Annotated in this window: 16 protein-coding genes; 7 read left to right on the top strand and 9 right to left on the bottom strand. The window is 60.3% G+C overall.

Going from position 1 to position 14,998, the window contains the following annotated elements; all coding sequences use genetic code 11:
• Position 1: 1 nt before the first annotated feature.
• Positions 2 to 931, bottom strand: a complete 930-nt coding sequence (locus tag G6N74_RS11460; RefSeq protein ID WP_165117344.1) for an HpcH/HpaI aldolase/citrate lyase family protein — start codon at positions 929 to 931, stop codon at positions 2 to 4.
• Positions 932 to 1,064: 133 nt separating this feature from the next.
• Here G6N74_RS11460 and G6N74_RS11465 point away from each other — a divergent pair, with 133 nt between their 5' ends.
• From G6N74_RS11465 to G6N74_RS11490, 6 genes are all read left to right on the top strand, one after another.
• Positions 1,065 to 1,238 carry a hypothetical protein gene (locus G6N74_RS11465; protein WP_165117346.1) on the top strand — a complete coding sequence of 58 codons (174 nt, stop codon included), beginning with the start codon at positions 1,065 to 1,067 and terminating at the stop codon, positions 1,236 to 1,238.
• 172 nt (positions 1,239 to 1,410) lie between these two features.
• Entirely contained in the window at positions 1,411 to 2,193 is a 783-nt protein-coding gene (locus tag G6N74_RS11470) for an ABC transporter ATP-binding protein (protein ID WP_165117348.1), read from the top strand.
• Positions 2,194 to 2,205: 12 nt separating this feature from the next.
• Complete coding sequence (locus G6N74_RS11475) at positions 2,206 to 3,078, top strand: branched-chain amino acid ABC transporter permease (protein WP_165117350.1); 873 nt, start codon at positions 2,206 to 2,208, stop codon at positions 3,076 to 3,078.
• Positions 3,078 to 4,106: a branched-chain amino acid ABC transporter permease gene (locus G6N74_RS11480; RefSeq protein WP_165117352.1), complete on the top strand. Its 1,029-nt coding sequence runs from the start codon at positions 3,078 to 3,080 to the stop codon at positions 4,104 to 4,106. Before G6N74_RS11475 ends, G6N74_RS11480 begins: the two co-directional genes overlap by 1 nt.
• A 65-nt stretch (positions 4,107 to 4,171) precedes the next feature.
• The gene (locus G6N74_RS11485; RefSeq protein ID WP_165117837.1) at positions 4,172 to 5,371 is read left to right on the top strand and encodes a substrate-binding domain-containing protein; all 1,200 of its coding nucleotides are present in this window, start codon (positions 4,172 to 4,174) and stop codon (positions 5,369 to 5,371) included.
• 1 nt (position 5,372) lies between these two features.
• Entirely contained in the window at positions 5,373 to 6,125 is a 753-nt protein-coding gene (locus tag G6N74_RS11490; protein ID WP_165117354.1) for an ABC transporter ATP-binding protein, read from the top strand.
• 81 nt (positions 6,126 to 6,206) lie between these two features.
• Here the strand turns inward: G6N74_RS11490 and G6N74_RS11495 are convergent, their stop codons facing one another.
• The 5 genes from G6N74_RS11495 to G6N74_RS11515 are packed head-to-tail and all read right to left on the bottom strand — an operon-like array spanning position 6,207 to position 10,905.
• The gene (locus G6N74_RS11495; RefSeq protein ID WP_165117356.1) at positions 6,207 to 6,935 is read right to left on the bottom strand and encodes an SDR family NAD(P)-dependent oxidoreductase; all 729 of its coding nucleotides are present in this window, start codon (positions 6,933 to 6,935) and stop codon (positions 6,207 to 6,209) included.
• 10 nt (positions 6,936 to 6,945) lie between these two features.
• The gene (locus G6N74_RS11500) at positions 6,946 to 7,731 is read right to left on the bottom strand and encodes an SDR family NAD(P)-dependent oxidoreductase (RefSeq protein ID WP_165117358.1); all 786 of its coding nucleotides are present in this window, start codon (positions 7,729 to 7,731) and stop codon (positions 6,946 to 6,948) included.
• Between the two features lie 9 nt (positions 7,732 to 7,740).
• Positions 7,741 to 8,526, bottom strand: a complete 786-nt coding sequence (locus G6N74_RS11505) for an SDR family NAD(P)-dependent oxidoreductase (RefSeq protein ID WP_165117360.1) — start codon at positions 8,524 to 8,526, stop codon at positions 7,741 to 7,743.
• A gap of 28 nt (positions 8,527 to 8,554) precedes the next feature.
• Entirely contained in the window at positions 8,555 to 10,108 is a 1,554-nt protein-coding gene (locus G6N74_RS11510) for an acyl-CoA synthetase (protein WP_205826635.1), read from the bottom strand.
• Between the two features lie 17 nt (positions 10,109 to 10,125).
• On the bottom strand, positions 10,126 to 10,905 hold the full coding sequence (locus G6N74_RS11515) for an enoyl-CoA hydratase/isomerase family protein (RefSeq protein ID WP_165117364.1): 780 nt from the start codon (positions 10,903 to 10,905) through the stop codon (positions 10,126 to 10,128).
• A gap of 158 nt (positions 10,906 to 11,063) precedes the next feature.
• Here G6N74_RS11515 and G6N74_RS11520 point away from each other — a divergent pair, with 158 nt between their 5' ends.
• Positions 11,064 to 11,723, top strand: coding sequence for a TetR/AcrR family transcriptional regulator (locus G6N74_RS11520; RefSeq protein WP_165117366.1), 660 nt, complete (start codon positions 11,064 to 11,066; stop codon positions 11,721 to 11,723).
• A 4-nt stretch (positions 11,724 to 11,727) separates the two neighbouring features.
• On the opposite strand, the gene G6N74_RS11525 is transcribed toward G6N74_RS11520, so the two are convergent.
• Genes G6N74_RS11525 through G6N74_RS11535 form a run of 3 tightly spaced genes read right to left on the bottom strand, consistent with a single transcriptional unit; the run spans position 11,728 to position 14,997 of the window.
• Positions 11,728 to 12,888: an acyl-CoA dehydrogenase family protein gene (locus tag G6N74_RS11525; RefSeq protein ID WP_165117368.1), complete on the bottom strand. Its 1,161-nt coding sequence runs from the start codon at positions 12,886 to 12,888 to the stop codon at positions 11,728 to 11,730.
• Positions 12,881 to 13,636 carry an SDR family NAD(P)-dependent oxidoreductase gene (locus G6N74_RS11530; protein WP_165117370.1) on the bottom strand — a complete coding sequence of 252 codons (756 nt, stop codon included), beginning with the start codon at positions 13,634 to 13,636 and terminating at the stop codon, positions 12,881 to 12,883. The genes G6N74_RS11525 and G6N74_RS11530 overlap by 8 nt, the downstream gene beginning before the upstream one ends.
• On the bottom strand, positions 13,633 to 14,997 hold the full coding sequence (locus G6N74_RS11535) for an MmgE/PrpD family protein (protein WP_165117372.1): 1,365 nt from the start codon (positions 14,995 to 14,997) through the stop codon (positions 13,633 to 13,635). Before G6N74_RS11535 ends, G6N74_RS11530 begins: the two co-directional genes overlap by 4 nt.
• Position 14,998: the final 1 nt, after the last annotated feature.

Raw genomic sequence — 14,998 nt, forward strand, 5'->3', positions numbered from 1 at the left:
GCTAAATCCCCGCAGACGGTTTCATGCCGGCAAGTTCGGCGCGGTCGATGATGCGCTGCACCAGCCGGACGGTTGCGACGTCGACCATTTGTCCGTCGACCTGGATCGCGCCAAGCCCCTGCTCCTGCGCCTGCCTGTAAGCAGACACCGCCTTGTAGGCGCGATCGATCTCCACTTGCGACGGGCTGAAAACGTCCTGGGCGATTTCGACCTGGCTGGGATGGATTGCCCATTTGCCTGCTGCGCCCAATTGCAGCGCGCGAACGCACTCGGTCCTGAACCAGTCGCCGTCGCGGAAATTGACGAAGGGGCCATCGACGGCATCGAGACCGTAGGTTTTTGCGGCAACGATCATCTTGTATCGCGCGTAGTGCCAGATGTCGCCCGGATAGCCGCTGTCGCCGGAAATGGCGCGGGGATCGATGCCTTGCGAGGCGGAATAATCCCCCATCCCGAAGATGAGGGCTTCCAGCCGGTCGGATGCACCGGCAATTTCCTCGACGCGCATGATGGCTTCCGCTTCCTCGATCAGCACCTCGATGCCGATGCGGCGCTGAAAACCCATCTTGGTCTCGATCTGCGTAAGAAGCCGGTCGACGAAGCGCACGTCGCAGGCGGATTTGACTTTGGGAACGAGGATGGTGTCGAGATTGGCGCCCGCCCCTTCCACCACGCTGATGATGTCCTCATAGGCATAATGCGTGTCGAGGTCGTTGATGCGAACGCACCGCACCGAGCTCCCGAAGTCGAGCGTATTCAGCGCGTTGATTATCTGCGCACGCGCAGGCACCTTGGCCGCCGGTGCAACGGCATCTTCCAGATCCAGAAAGATATGGTCGACCTCCATGCCGGCCGCCTTGACCATCATCTTGTCGCTTGAACCCGGCACGGCGAGCTGGCACCGGCGAAGCCTCTTGGGCTGTCCTGTCATATTCCGCTTCTCCTCCGAGGCTCGCCAACCAAATGGCTTGCCTGATCTCCATAATCTAACTATCGTTAGAATCCTGTGACGTAAAGCCCTAACCGTTATAAGGGTGAAGGTGGCACAGAGCGGGAGGTAAATCATGAAACTCGTTATCGAACACCAGAATACGATGAGCGCGGGACTTGATGTGCCGTTCGAGACTGCATTCGGTTCGAAGCCGCAGACGACCTATCCGCTCTTCGATTCTAACAATGAGTGGAAAGCCACGACGGTGTCCCTCGACAAGAGAAATCTTTCATTTTCAGTGACTTGACTAGCCTTTGCGGAAAATGGAAGCAAGTTGGTGACAAACTTTCGAACAACTGTTAGACTTTTTAAAAATCCCGGGTGGAGGAAGCGCTACGGGATAGGGAGGATCGATCCGATGAAAATTTCAGGTTTCCTGACACGATTTCGTGCGCCTATCGTTCAGCAGGCCGGCTGAAATGTTGGACGTCGAAAATATCCAGCTCACCTTCGGAGGCGTGAAAGCCCTCGCTGGTGTCAGTGTTCATGCCGCAACCGGCAAGATCACCGCTGTCATCGGTCCGAACGGTGCAGGCAAAACCAGCTTGTTCAATGTCATTTCTGGTTTCTACAAACCCAATAGCGGGCAAGTTCGGCTTGCCGGCGAAGACATTTCAGCACTTGGGCCTCATGCGCGCGCCTATCGCGGCATGTCCCGCACCTTCCAGAACATCGCCCTTTTCCACGGCATGACCGTGCTGGACAACATCAAGCTCGGCGCCCACACCAATCTCAAGAGCGGCGTGTTGTCGGCCGGCTTCCGACTTCCATCGACACGTCGCGAGGAAGACCGGCTCGACCGCGAAATCCAGCGCGACGTCATCGGCCTTCTGGAGCTGGACCACGTTCAGCACCATCAGGTCGAAGATCTCGCCTACGGACTGCAGAAGCGCGTCGAACTTGCCCGCGCGCTGGTCATGAAACCCAAGATACTGCTCCTCGACGAGCCGGTTGCAGGCATGAACCGCGAGGAAAAGCGGGAAATGAGCCGTTTCGTCACCGATGTCCGCAACAACTGGAACACCACCGTTCTGCTCATCGAGCACGACATGAGCATGGTCATGGGGATTTCGGATCACGTCGTGGTGCTCTCCTTCGGAAAGCCGATCGCATCGGGAACTCCTGACGAGGTCCGCGCGAACCCCGATGTCATCAAGGCCTATCTCGGCGGCGCCGAAGAACCGGCCGCGAACGCGGCATAGGAGAACGGTCCCATGAACTTCTTCATCGAATATTCGATCGTCGGCATCGCTTCGGGCGGCATCTACGCACTGATCGCGCTCGGCATCATCGTCATCTTCAAGTCGTCGAAGACCTTCAATTTCGCCATGGGCGAGATGATGATGCTGTCGGCGTATTTCTTCTACGCGGCAACCGTGACCTATTCCCTCGGCCTCGTCGCCGGATTCTGCGTCGCGCTGGCGGGTTCCATCGCAATTGCCCTTCTCATCGAACGGGTCGCGATCCGACCCATGCTGGGCCGACCGTTCATTGCCGTGGTCATGGTAACATTCGGCATCGGATCGATCATCCGTGGCGTTGTCGGCATGGTCTGGGGCCCGAACGACCTTCAGATCCCCGCAATCCTTTCGCGTAGTCCCGTCATGCTCGGCGACATATTCATTCCGGGAAAGACGGCGCGCGCCTTCGCCATCGCGGTCGTCATCGTCGTCGGGCTTATCGCCTATCTGCGCTATTCGCGGGCCGGCGTTGCCCTGCGAGCCGCGGCAGCAGATGCCATTACCGCCTACTCCATGGGCATCGACGTGCGGCGCATCATCGCCTTCACCTGGATCATCGCGGCGATCACCGGCTGCATCAGCGGCGTTCTGATGGCCAACGTCAACACGCTCACGCCGCACCTTGGCATGGTCGCGCTCAATGTCCTGGCAGTCGTCATCCTGGGCGGCATGAACTCGATCGGCGGCGTTCTGATAGCGGGCTTCATAATTGGCTGGCTCGAAGCAGTAACCGGCCTGATGCTTGGCACCGAGTACCGCGAAATCACCCCTTACATCCTGGCTCTGATGGTCCTGCTGGTCCGTCCCACCGGTCTGTTCGGCACCAAGGAAATCGAGAGAATCTGATGGTCAGTTACGTGGAAACAACAGCTCTCCGTTCCCCCGCGATGTGGTTCACCGCCAACCGGCTGACAACCGGCCTGCTGCTGGTAATTCTTCTGATCCTGCCATTCGTGGCGCCGCGTTACTGGATCTATTTCGCCGGCCTGCTCGGCATCAACATCATCGCCACGCACGGCCTCAACATCATGATGGGCTACACCGGCTTGCTGTCACTCGGCCATGCCGCCTTCATAGGTGTGGGTGCCTACACGGCAGCACTTGCGCAGATCCACCTTGGCCTGCCTTTCTGGATCGCGATCCCGCTTGCCGGTGTCATGGCGGCAGTGATCGGCGTCGGCTTCGGCCTGCCGTCCCTGCGCATCCGCGGGCTGTATCTCGTCATCGCGACGCTGGCGGCGCAGTTCATTCTAAACTTCGTCTTCGTGCACTGGCAAAGCGTGACGAATGGCGATGTGGGCCTTACCGTCCAGCCTGCGACCATCTTCGGCGTCTCGCTCAACAACGAAACCCGTATCTACTATCTGATCCTGTTTGCCGTCGTGTTCATGACCTGGTTCGTGGTGAATGTGATCCGCTCCCGCGTCGGCCGTGCTCTCATCGCCGTGCGCGAACGCGACCTCACCGCACAGGTTCTCGGCGTGGAAATCGTCAAATACAAGCTCATCGCCTTTGCGCTCGGTTCCTTCTATGCCGGCGTTGCAGGCGGGTTGCTTGCCTATTTCAACCGCTTCGTGAACCCCGAGCAGTTCGGCCTTCTTTTGTCGGTTTTCTTTCTCTCCGCCGTCATCGTCGGCGGCATGGGCTCGACACTCGGCGCCATACTTGGAGCGGTGTTCATGACGCTCCTGCCCGAGCTTCTGCGCGAAGGCGCGCTGCAGGTGGGCGATACTTTCGGTTTCGACATCGCGCTCATCCTCGTGCCGCTCCGTGAAACGGTGTTCGGCTTGCTGATGGTCAGCTTCCTGATCCTGGAGCCACGAGGACTGGCTCAGTTGTGGAAGCGCGCGAAACAAAAGTTTGAACGCCGCTGACAACGACGCGGCGGCGGCATCAAAGAATTTAAGCGATCGAAAGATCACGCAATGTGGAGGAAGGCATGTATAGCAGACGCAGTTTTCTAAAAACGGCAGGTGCGGCAGCAGCCGTATCGACCTTCGGCATTCGCACCGCCCAATCGGCGGACGACCTCAACTGGAGCATCCACTGTGACCTGACCGGACCGGCCGCGGAAGGTGGAAAGTTCCAGGGTGACGGCTTCACCGCCTATGCGAACTGGATCAACGCCAAGGGCGGCATTCGCGGACGCAAGGTAAATGCCACTATCAACGATTCCACCTTCAAGGTGGATGTGGCCGTTGCCAACGTCAAGAAAGCCCTTGCGCAGGGCCGAGTGGACTATCTGTTCGGCGAAAGCACGGGCATGATCCAGGCGATCTCGCCCGAGAACAATTCCACCAACAAGATCTTCATGACGTCGGGTTCCTTCGCTTCGGAACTGGCTGATGAAAAAGCCTATCCGTATCACTTCGTACCCGGCGCCACCTATGGCGCGCAGCTCAAGATGCTGGTGCAATACATCAAGGACTCCTCGGGCTCCAATCCGGCCAAGCTCGTCATAGTCCACTCCAGCACCGGCATGGGCCGCGACGGTATCGAAGCCGCCGTGGCATTCGCCAAGGAGCTCGGCATCGAAGTCGCCATGGTGCAGCAGACCAAGTTCGTCGAAACCGACGTCAGCTCGTTCGCACTTGCCATCCGCCAGGCACAGCCGACCCATGTGATCCACCACGGTTATTCTTTCGCGGTCTGGCCCGAGGTTATTCGGCTGGTGCGTGACTACGGCATGGAAGACGTCGTCTTCATGGGCACCGTCTGGCAGAGCGAGCGTGCCAAGCTCTTCGACCTGCGTGATGTCACTCCCGGACTGGTCGGGATCAAGGTCTGGAATGACGACACCGTCAAGCCGGCCGGCGAAACGATGCAGATCATCGGCGACATCCTGAAGCAGCAGAACCCGAACTTCAGCGGCTATGCGCGTCTCGGCTTCCTCGATGCATGGATCAGCAGCATGATGGCGACGAAGGCCTTCGAAATCGTGCTCGATGCCGGCCAGGAGGTGAACGGCGACAATCTGGCCGCTGCCATGCGCACGGTGAAGGATTGGGACACCGGCGGCCTGATCGGCGCGCCGGTCACCATCAGCGATCAGCAGATCGGGCTCGGGCGTGTCATCCGCTTCACCGAAGCGGAAAACCTCGAACCCGAGCTTCTGACCGAATGGGTCAAGGTGGGCTGAAATGGCAGCCGTTCTCGAAATCAGAGACCTGGAAGTCTGCTATCAGGGTGTCATCCAGGCGCTGTCCAGCCTGAGTTTGCGGGTCTCCGAAGGAAGCATCGTCGCTCTTCTCGGCGCCAATGGCGCAGGCAAGACAACGACGCTCAAGGCCATATCCGGCTTTCTTCCGCTCGAGAACGGCCGTGTCACCCGCGGCTCGATAACGATCGGCGGAGAAGACGTGCTCAAACTTGCGCCGCACAAGATCGTGCGGCGCGGCATCTTCCACGTTCGCGAAGGCCGTCATGTCTTTTCGGAGATGACCGTCGAGGAAAACCTGATCGCGTCGACTTTCGCGCAGCGCTCACCACGCTCGCGAAAGGACGCGTTCGACGAAGTCTATAACTACTTCCCGATCCTTTCGCAGCGTCGAAACCAGGCCGCCGGCTATCTCTCCGGTGGCGAACAGCAGATGCTGGCAATCGGCCGCGCTCTCGTTGCCGATCCGGAAATGATCCTGCTCGACGAACCCTCGCTCGGATTGGCGCCACTGATCGTTTCGGAAATTTTCGAGATCATCGCGCGCATCAACCGCGAGAAGCGCGTGTCGATGCTTCTGGTCGAACAGAATGCAGTGATTGCCCTCAAATATGCGTCCTATGGCTATGTGATCGAAAATGGTCGCAGCGTTCTCGAGGGACCGACGGAAGATCTTGCCAACAATCAGGACATCCAGAAATTTTATCTCGGCGTTGAAACGGACGAAGCGGCCTGAAAACTACTAGACCGCACAGAAACAAAAAAAGGGGCGGCGCCATGGCACCGCCCCTTTTTTGTTATGGCGAATACAACAACGTCAGTAGATGGAAATGCCCATCGAACGGCCGCCATCGAGCGTCAGTATCTGGCCGGTGACGTTTCTGGTGCGCGGGCTTGCGAAGAAGGCGATGCCATTCGCGATGTCTTCCGGCTGGCCGACTTCCTTCGTGGGTTGCTTGGCGATCAGTTCCTGCTGGCGTTCCGGCGTCAGCGAGCGGAACATATCGGTCTCGATCAGGCCCGGCGCTATCGCGTTTACGAAAATGCCGCGTTCGGCCAGATCGAACGCCATGCCGCGCGTCAGGCCGACAGCGCCAGCCTTCGACGTGATGTAGGGGGAATGGGCGTAGCCGGCGAGATAGGCGCGAGACGCGACATTGACGATCCGCGCGCCGCGTTTCATCACCTTGATGGCTTCCTGAGCCATGACGAAGGCGCCGATGACGTTGACTTCGTACATCTTCTTGAAGTCGTCTTCGCAGACATCATCGAACTTGCCATCCCAGAAAACCGCAGCGTTGTTCACCAGGACGTCCAGCCTCGGCAGCGAAGCAATCAAAGCCGAGACCGCTGCACGGTCGGTAATGGAAATCGCGTGATGTTCCACCGAGCCGCCTGCTTCGAGCAGCGCGGCCGCATTGGTGGCCAGAGGCTCCGCGTTGAGATCGACCATGACGACGTGAAAACCGTCATCCAGCAGGCGCTGCGTCGTGGCAAGCCCGATGCCGCGACCGGCACCCGTTACAAGCGCTACTTCTTTGTTCATCGCATTCCCCTCACGCCGCATCGACCGGCAGCACAAACGTTTCCGTCATGCCGCCATCGACCACCAGCACATGGCCGTTCATGTAGCTGGACGCCTTCGACGCCATGAAGGCGATAACCCCGCCGGCCTCTTCCGGGTCGCCCCAGCGGCCAAGCGGGATTCGGCTGGAAACGCCCTTTTCGTAGCCAGGCCTTGCCAGAATGGTGGTGTTGATCTCGGTGAGGAAATAGCCCGGCGCCATCATGTTGCAGGTTACGCCCTTGGGGCCCAGTTCCGCGGCCAGCGCTTTGGTCATGCCGGCAAGGCCATGTTTGCTGGCGACATAAGCCGTCACCTTTTCGCGGCCAGTCACCGCCAGCGCCGAGCCGACATTGATAATGCGCCCCCAGCCATTGGGCACCATCAGCCGTGCGGCCTCGCGACAAAGCAGATAAGGTGCCCGCACATTGGTGCCCATCACGCGGTCCCAGGTTGCAGTCGTGGCCTCCGCCAGCGGCTCCCAGGCATTGATGCCGGCATTGTTGACCAGTATGTCCAGACGCCCTTCCGCAGCACCGATTTCCCGGATCGCATCCACGCAGGCCTGACCGTCTGCCAGATCGAAAGCGCGTGTCCTGACATCGAGGCCTTCGGCCCTGAGGCTTTCCGCCGATGCCTCCAGCTGCTCCTGCCCACGCGCAGTCATCCAGACGCGTGCACCGGATTCGCCAAGCGCCTTTGCCATCTCGAAACCCAGGCCGCGCGATGAGCCGGTGACGACAGCGACACGACCCTTCAGGGAAAAACGTTCGGTCATGATGTCCTCTCAGGCTGCAAGCTGGAAGGTGAATGTGGCACTCAGCCCACCATCGACATGGATGACCTGACCTGTGACGAAGCTTGAAGCATCCGACGCAAGGTAGACGAGCGTCCCGACGAGTTCTTCCGGGCGGCCCCATCGCTCCATCGGCGTCACGCCGCTTACGGCTTCGACATAACCTGCTCGCGAGGTCACGCTGGCATTGATATCAGTCACGAAATAGCCGGGCGCGATGACATTGGCCGTGATGTTGTCGCGTCCAAGTTCAGCAGCGAGGGAACGTGTCAGACCGACGATTGCGGCCTTGGATGTGCAGTAGCCGTGTAACTTGGCCCGGCCGATTGTCGACAGCACGGATCCGGTGTTGACAATGCGCCCGCCACGACCGCCGGCTTTCATGACCGCAGCACATTCCTGCGCCATGATGAATGTCGCCCTCACATTCGTATCCATGATCTGCTCGAGATCGCCGAGGTCGCTTTCGAGGACGGGCTGCCAGTTGATGATGCCGGCATTGTTCACGCAGATATCGATGTGCCCGAGATCGCCGGCAACCTTGCGGATGCCTGTCCTGATCTCGTCTTCATTCGCAAGATCGAGCGGCAGCACTGTCGCCTGCCTGCCTTCGTCCGCGATTTCGGCGGCGACGGATTCGAGCTTCTGACGGTCGCGAGCGATGAGAACAACATGCGCTCCGGCAGCCGCCAGGCCCTTTGCCATCGGCTTTCCCAGCCCCCGGCTCGCACCAGTAATGACGGCGACCTTACCTTTCAACGAAAACAGTTCGAGCATGTTTCCTCCCTTGCCCGGTCGGGGCGCATCATTGTCGTGAATCGTGTGCGTAGAGGCTGCGTAGCTTCACCTTGTCGACTTTTCCGCTCGGCAACTTGGCGATCTCGTCGACGAAGACGACATGGCGCGGCTTCTTGTAGCTTGCGATGAGCGCCCGGCAGTGTTCGATCAATTGCTCGGCGGTAGCGCTATTGCCGGGCCGCAGCACGACGATGGCCATCACCGCCTCGCCCCACTTCGCGTCAGGCGCGCCGATCACGGCGACCTCCGAAACCGCGTCGTGTGTCACCACGGCTTCCTCGACCTCGCGCGAATAGATGTTTTCGCCGCCGGAAATGATCATGTCTTTCTTGCGGTCGACCAGATAGAGGAAGCCCTCGTCGTCGAGACGGCCCATGTCACCGGTATGCACCCAGCCGTCGCGCAGCGTTTCGAGCGTCGCCGCGGTGTTGTTCCAGTACCCCATCATTACGCCGGGGCTCGTCAGCAGAATCTCGCCGACCTCTCCGGTCGGCAAATCCTCGCCATGCTCGTCCACGACCCGCACATCGACGCGCGGCGAGGCTTGCCCGACCGAGGTCAGGATTTCCCGGTCACGATCCGTGCCATCGGGCCGATGCTGATGGGCAAGCAATGTCGTGCCGATTCCCTCGGTCTGTCCGAACTGCTGCTGAAAGACGGGACCGAACAGTTTCAGGCCGCGCTTGAGAACGGGGATCGGCATTGGTGCTGCCGCATAGACGATCATGCGCAGGCTCGATATGTCGGTGGTTCCGACTTCAGGCGAATCCAGCAGTGTCTGGATCATCGTCGGCGCCATGTGGGTCACCGTGATGCGCTCCCGTTCGATGCAGGTCAGCACCGCCTTGGGGTCGAAACCCTTCTGGACGACCACGGTGCCTGCCCGCCAATGCTGCGCGAGCTGGATGATCTTGGCACCGATATGGAACAGCGGCATCATGATCAGCAGGCGGTCGGCCGGCGAATTGCGCTGGTCCGAGCCCAGAACTTCTGCAGCGGCAACCTGACCGCCCTGCCCCAGCATCACGCCCTTTGGCCGTCCCGTGGTTCCGGATGTGTAGATCAGAAAGGCGATGTCCTCCGGCTTTGGCCGGAACGGGACGCCCGAGGCATCTCCGAAATTGAGCAGGTCCTCATAGTCCAGGGCAAAATCGGAGTTGCCGTCGAGGCAGATGAAGTGCTCGACCGTTTTCAGCTGATCCTTCATTGCAGCGATTGTCTCGGCGTAATCCGCCTCGAAAACCAGCACCTTCGGCGCACCGTCATTGATGATGTAGACCATCTCGGGGATCGCCAGCCGCCAGTTGACGGTCGCACAAACGAACCCGGAAATCTCACAGGCGCCGTAGACCTCCTGAAATTCCAGTCGGTTCTGGCTGAGGATGCCGACGCGGTCCTGGCGCTTCAGCCCCAATCCACGCAATGCACTGGCAAGGCGGCTGACACGCTCGTGAAACTGGGCGTGGGTTACCTGCCTCTCGCCCCAGACGAATGCGGTTTCGTCCGGATATTTCCAGGCATTGTTGTCGAGCATGTCGGCAAGCGTATTGGGCGCGCGCATCATCCTTCACCGCACCGCTATTGAACGGACGGATCGAAGTTCGGCTTGCGCTTTTCCCTAAACGCGGCAAGCCCTTCCTGAAAATCGTCGCTGGCGAAACAGACAGGCTGTGCGGTTGCCTCGAAATCGAGAACGGCAAAGGCATCGTCGGACAGTTCAAGCATGCGTTTGGTGAGAGACAGCGCCAAGGACGGGAACGCCGCCAGTTCGCGTGCCCGCTGCAGGGCAGTTTCGGCCACGGCGTCGTCCGCCACGATGTCGTCCGCTAAGCCTATGTTAAGTGCTTCAGCCCCTTTGTAGCTGCGGGAATAGAGAAGCGCCTGCCTCGCCTTGGCCAGTCCGATCCGCTTCGGCAGCGTGTATCCGATCGCGAAATCGGGGGCTAACCCGACTCGCGGAAATGGAAAGCCGATGCTGGCGGTTTCGCCCATGACGATCGTGTCGCAGAACAGCACGAGACCGGCCCCTGCGCCCACTGCATGGCCGCGCACCTCGGCGATCATCGGCTTTTCAGCGGCCAGCAACACACGTGCCAGCTTGTGCGCGGATGCGATCCGCCGCCGTCCGTTCTTCGGGTCCGACAGCGTATCCATGCGCGACAGGTCACCACCAACGGAGAAATCCTTGAGCGCCGACGCCAGAACGATGACACGCGTTCCGGCGTCGTCAAAGAGACCCTGGAAAACAGGCAGAAGCGCGTTGCGCAAATCCTCACCCAGCGCGTTGCGCGCCGCGGCATGATTCATCACCACACGAGCGATTCCGCGCTCGTGCCGTTCGACAGTAACCAGTTCCACCGTTTCCTCCCGGCAACCTTCAAGGTCGTAAGAAAGCTACACCAATCCAAAACCTAACACTAGTTAGAAAATAACAAATCTGCTCTTTGTTAGAAAAGTTTCCATCCTTGCGTGCAAAGTCGTACAATGTCCGTGAGAGGACGAGGAGCAGGCCCAATATGACACGAAAGCTGGCAAAGTCGGCAATTTCACAAAAACGCGTTCTGGACGCCGCCGCGAAGATTTTTCGCGACTACGGTTACGCCGGAACGACCATGCGGACCATTGCCGACGAGGCTAACCTCAAGGCGGGCAGCATCTACTATCACTACAAGTCCAAGGACGAGCTTATCAGCGCGGTACTCGACATCGGCATGCATGCCGTTCTCGACACTGTGAATTCTGCACTCGCAGCTCTTCCTGCGGACGCAGATGTTCGCCAACGCATTGAAACCGCGATACGCGCCCATCTTTCGGCGATCATCGACATCGGCGACTATACGCTGGCGACCCGCCGCGTGATTGGGCAGGTGCCCGAAGCAATCCGGGCCCAGAACATGCGGCTGCGCGATTCCTATGCCTCGCTGTGGCAGACCATTCTGGTCGATGCGCAAAAGCGCGGTGAGTTCCGCGCCGACGCCAACATCACCCTGTCGCGCCTGTTCATTCTCGGCGCGCTGAACTGGACCGTCGAATGGTTCAAGCCGGGCGGGCGGACCATCGATGAAGTTGCCCACGAATTTGCGGCGGTGGTTCTCGACGGCCTGGGAAAGCCGGGAAACACGAAATCGGAGGCCGCTCCTGCGAAAGCGAGAGCGACACCCCGGATAACGGTTTAAGTGGTCAGTCCCGGCCCAGTATATGGTCCGAGATGATCCGCATCTGGATTTCGGAGGTGCCTTCGAAAATCTTGGTCAGGCGGGCGTCGCGCCAGTGGCGCTCGACCTGGTTCAGCGTGGTGTAACCCCCGCCTCCGTGAATCTGCAGCGCTTCGCTGGTGACGCGCTCGGACATTTCGGAGGCGAACAGCTTCACCATCGAGGCTTCCTTGTCGCAGCGCACGCCCTGGTCGATCTTTTCGCAAACCGAATACATCAGCGCGCGCGCAGCCTCGATTTCGGTCGCCATGCTTGCGATCTTGAAGCGGATGGCCTGAAACGCGGCGATCGGGTTGCCGAACTGGCGACGCTCCTTTGCGTGGGCGACGGCATCGTCCAGCCCGGCCTGCGCAAGACCGATGGACCGCGCAGCAGTATGGGCACGCGCCGTTTCCAGCCCTGCCGTCGCGAGATAGAAGCCTCGGCCCTCTTCGCCGATGAGATTGGCGGCAGGCACGCGACATTTGTCGAAAGCCAGTTCCCAGGTCGTCCAGCCGAAATATCCGATCTTCGGAATGATGGTTCCCGAGACGCCTTCCGGCAGCTGGCCGCGCGGCTTTTCGACCATGAAGGCCGAAATCCCACGATGCCGTGCTTTCGGATCGACCGACGGATCGGTGCGGGCGAAGACCATGATGAAATCCGCGCCATCGGCGAAAGTGCACCAGTATTTGTTGCCCGTTATCTCCCATTCGTCGCCCACCCGCTTTGCACGGCAGGAGATATTGGCGACGTCGGAACCGGCGTCCGGTTCGGACAGGGAGAACGCTCCCAGAAATTCGCCCCGCGCCATGCGCGGCAGATAGACTTTCTTCTGTTCCGGCGTCATCGCCTTGAGCGAGCCGATCAGCGCATTGCCGCGCGCGATCATCGAAGCAACGCTCATCCAGCCACGCGCAAGCTCTTCGGCGACCAGACAATATTCGAAGGCCCCCAGTCCAAGACCGCCATATTCCTCGGGGATAAGGATGCCGAAATAGCCGAGCTCGGCCATCTGGTCGATCAGTTCGCGCGGCATCTCGCCCTTGACCGGATCGAGCTTGTCGGCCAGCGGGCGAACCTGCGTGCGCGTAAATTCACGCGCCGATTCCTGGATCATGCGACGTTCGTCGGAGAGTTCAGTCATAAACGGATTCCTCAGGCGGCAATTGGCCCTGGCCAAGCGAACGGCCGCCGTCGACGACCAGAACCTGCCCGGTGATGTAGCGGTTTTCGGGAGAAGCCAGGAAGGATACCGCGCGTGCGATATCTTCGGGCTGGCCGATGCGGCCAAGCAGTTGAAGGGACAACATCACCTGCTGGCGCTCCGGCGTCATGTAGTGGAGCATATCGGTATCGACCACGCCGGGAGCGATGGCGTTGACACGGATGTCGCGCGGCGACAGGTCGATCGCCATGGCGCGGGTCAACCCGACCACGGCTGTCTTGGAGGCAACGTAGTGCGCCATTTGCGGAGCGCCGGCGAAGGATCGCGAGGCGATGTTGACGATGCGCCCACCATTGCGCATGCGGCGCGCGCCCTCTTGCGCAACGATGAATGTTCCGACCGTGTTGATGTCGAAATTTTCGCGGAAATGATCTTCGGTCAGATCCTCGAAGCGGTGCGTGCTTGTGATGGCGGCATTATTGACGATGACATCGATCGGCGCGTAGCGAAGCATCAGTTCGGCAATCGCGGCACGGTCACGGATGTCCAGCACCACAGAATCGACATCAGCCCCCGAGCTGCGCAGACCGGCTGCCAGATCGTGGACTTCATCCAGCCTGTCGAGCGCAACCACATGATAGCCCTCACGGGCCAGATGCTCGACGATGCCGCGCCCGATACCCTTGGCGGCACCGGTAACGACGGCAGTCCCAAGTTTCTTGCTCAATGCATTCCTCCCCGGGCAAGCGCCATAATGCCGCCGACCGTTTCTTCCCCGCCGAAATCGGTCAGCGCGGCGCGCAAGACGGTAGCCCTTCCGCCGATTACCGGCACGGCCAGCGCATCGAATTTCGCCGCCAGCTTCAGGCCCTGGCGCACCAGATCGGTGTCGGCCACGCCTGCGTCATGGATTGCGGACAGGCGCGTGCCGTCCGCCGTCCTTATTGCGATTTCAGCCTTGGCTTCCGGCAATGCTTCATCGAAAGAAATCGTCGCCATGTCGCGCAGCCGGACAAGCTCCGGCTCCTGCGTCAGCGCGTCGGTGTAAGTCGCGATGCCGGAAGTGTCCCGGCCGGCCAGCGCCATCGCGACGGTCAGGCGCAAAGAGAACTTGGCCTCAAGGCCCGTGCGGGGTGCTGCGATGTTGCAAACCCGGTCGGTAACCGGCGGCACGCGGATTTCAACAGCCTGAATTGCGTTCGAGGAAACAGCGTGCCTTTCGCGGACCGCCTTTCCTGCTTCGATCGCACCGTGGGTGAGATAGCAGGAGGCGTGATATTTGAAGAGGTTGTTGGCGATGTGATGATCCAGCGGAGCATCCTTCATCGCCTCTTCAGGATTGAAGTCGACGCTCTGGGTCGCAGCCAGTCCCTGCGCGCACTCCAGCGCATCCTGGCGGCTGGTGAAGCCGCGCTTGGCCAGCCGTGCAGCCTGAAGTCCGTTCTGGGCAGCGCGTCCGGCATGCAATGGCTTGCACATCGTGCCGAACATCGACTTCAGGCCGGACGCCATCGTGGCGGCGATGCCGTAGGCGGTTGCCGTGGTTTCGGCATCAAGCTTCAGGAGACGCGCGCAGGCGGCGGCGGCCCCGACGCTGCCGACCGTCGCGGTTGCATGAAAGCCGTGCTGGTAGTGACCCGGGCTCATCAGCGCACCGGCGCGGCAGACGACATCATAACCGGCAACGAAAGCGGCCAAAACCTCGTCCTGCGACGCTGAAATTTCTTCTGCCAGGGCCAGAAGGCCGGGCAATATCGCGACGGTGGGATGGCCAAGTATCGCCATGTTCACATCGTCGAAGTCGATGGCATGCGACGCGGTGCCGTTGATCAACGCCGCGTTGGCTGCCGACGTTCTGTCCGACCGCCCAACCAGCGTTGCAACCGGCCGCGCGCCGTCGGAAAGCAGTTCGTCTGCCAGCAACGTCACCGCCGGTTCGGATGCCCCAGGCAGCGTGACCGCGAACCAGTCGAGAATGCATTGGCGCGCAATCGTGACAGCAGCGTCCGGCAGATCTTCGCGACGGATCGCGCAAGCCCGCTCGGCCAGCCAGCGTGTGACCGATGGACGTGATAAGTCGCTGCTCATA

Source organism: Mesorhizobium zhangyense (assembly GCF_011045115.1).
GTDB lineage: Bacteria > Pseudomonadota > Alphaproteobacteria > Rhizobiales > Rhizobiaceae > Mesorhizobium_M > Mesorhizobium_M zhangyense.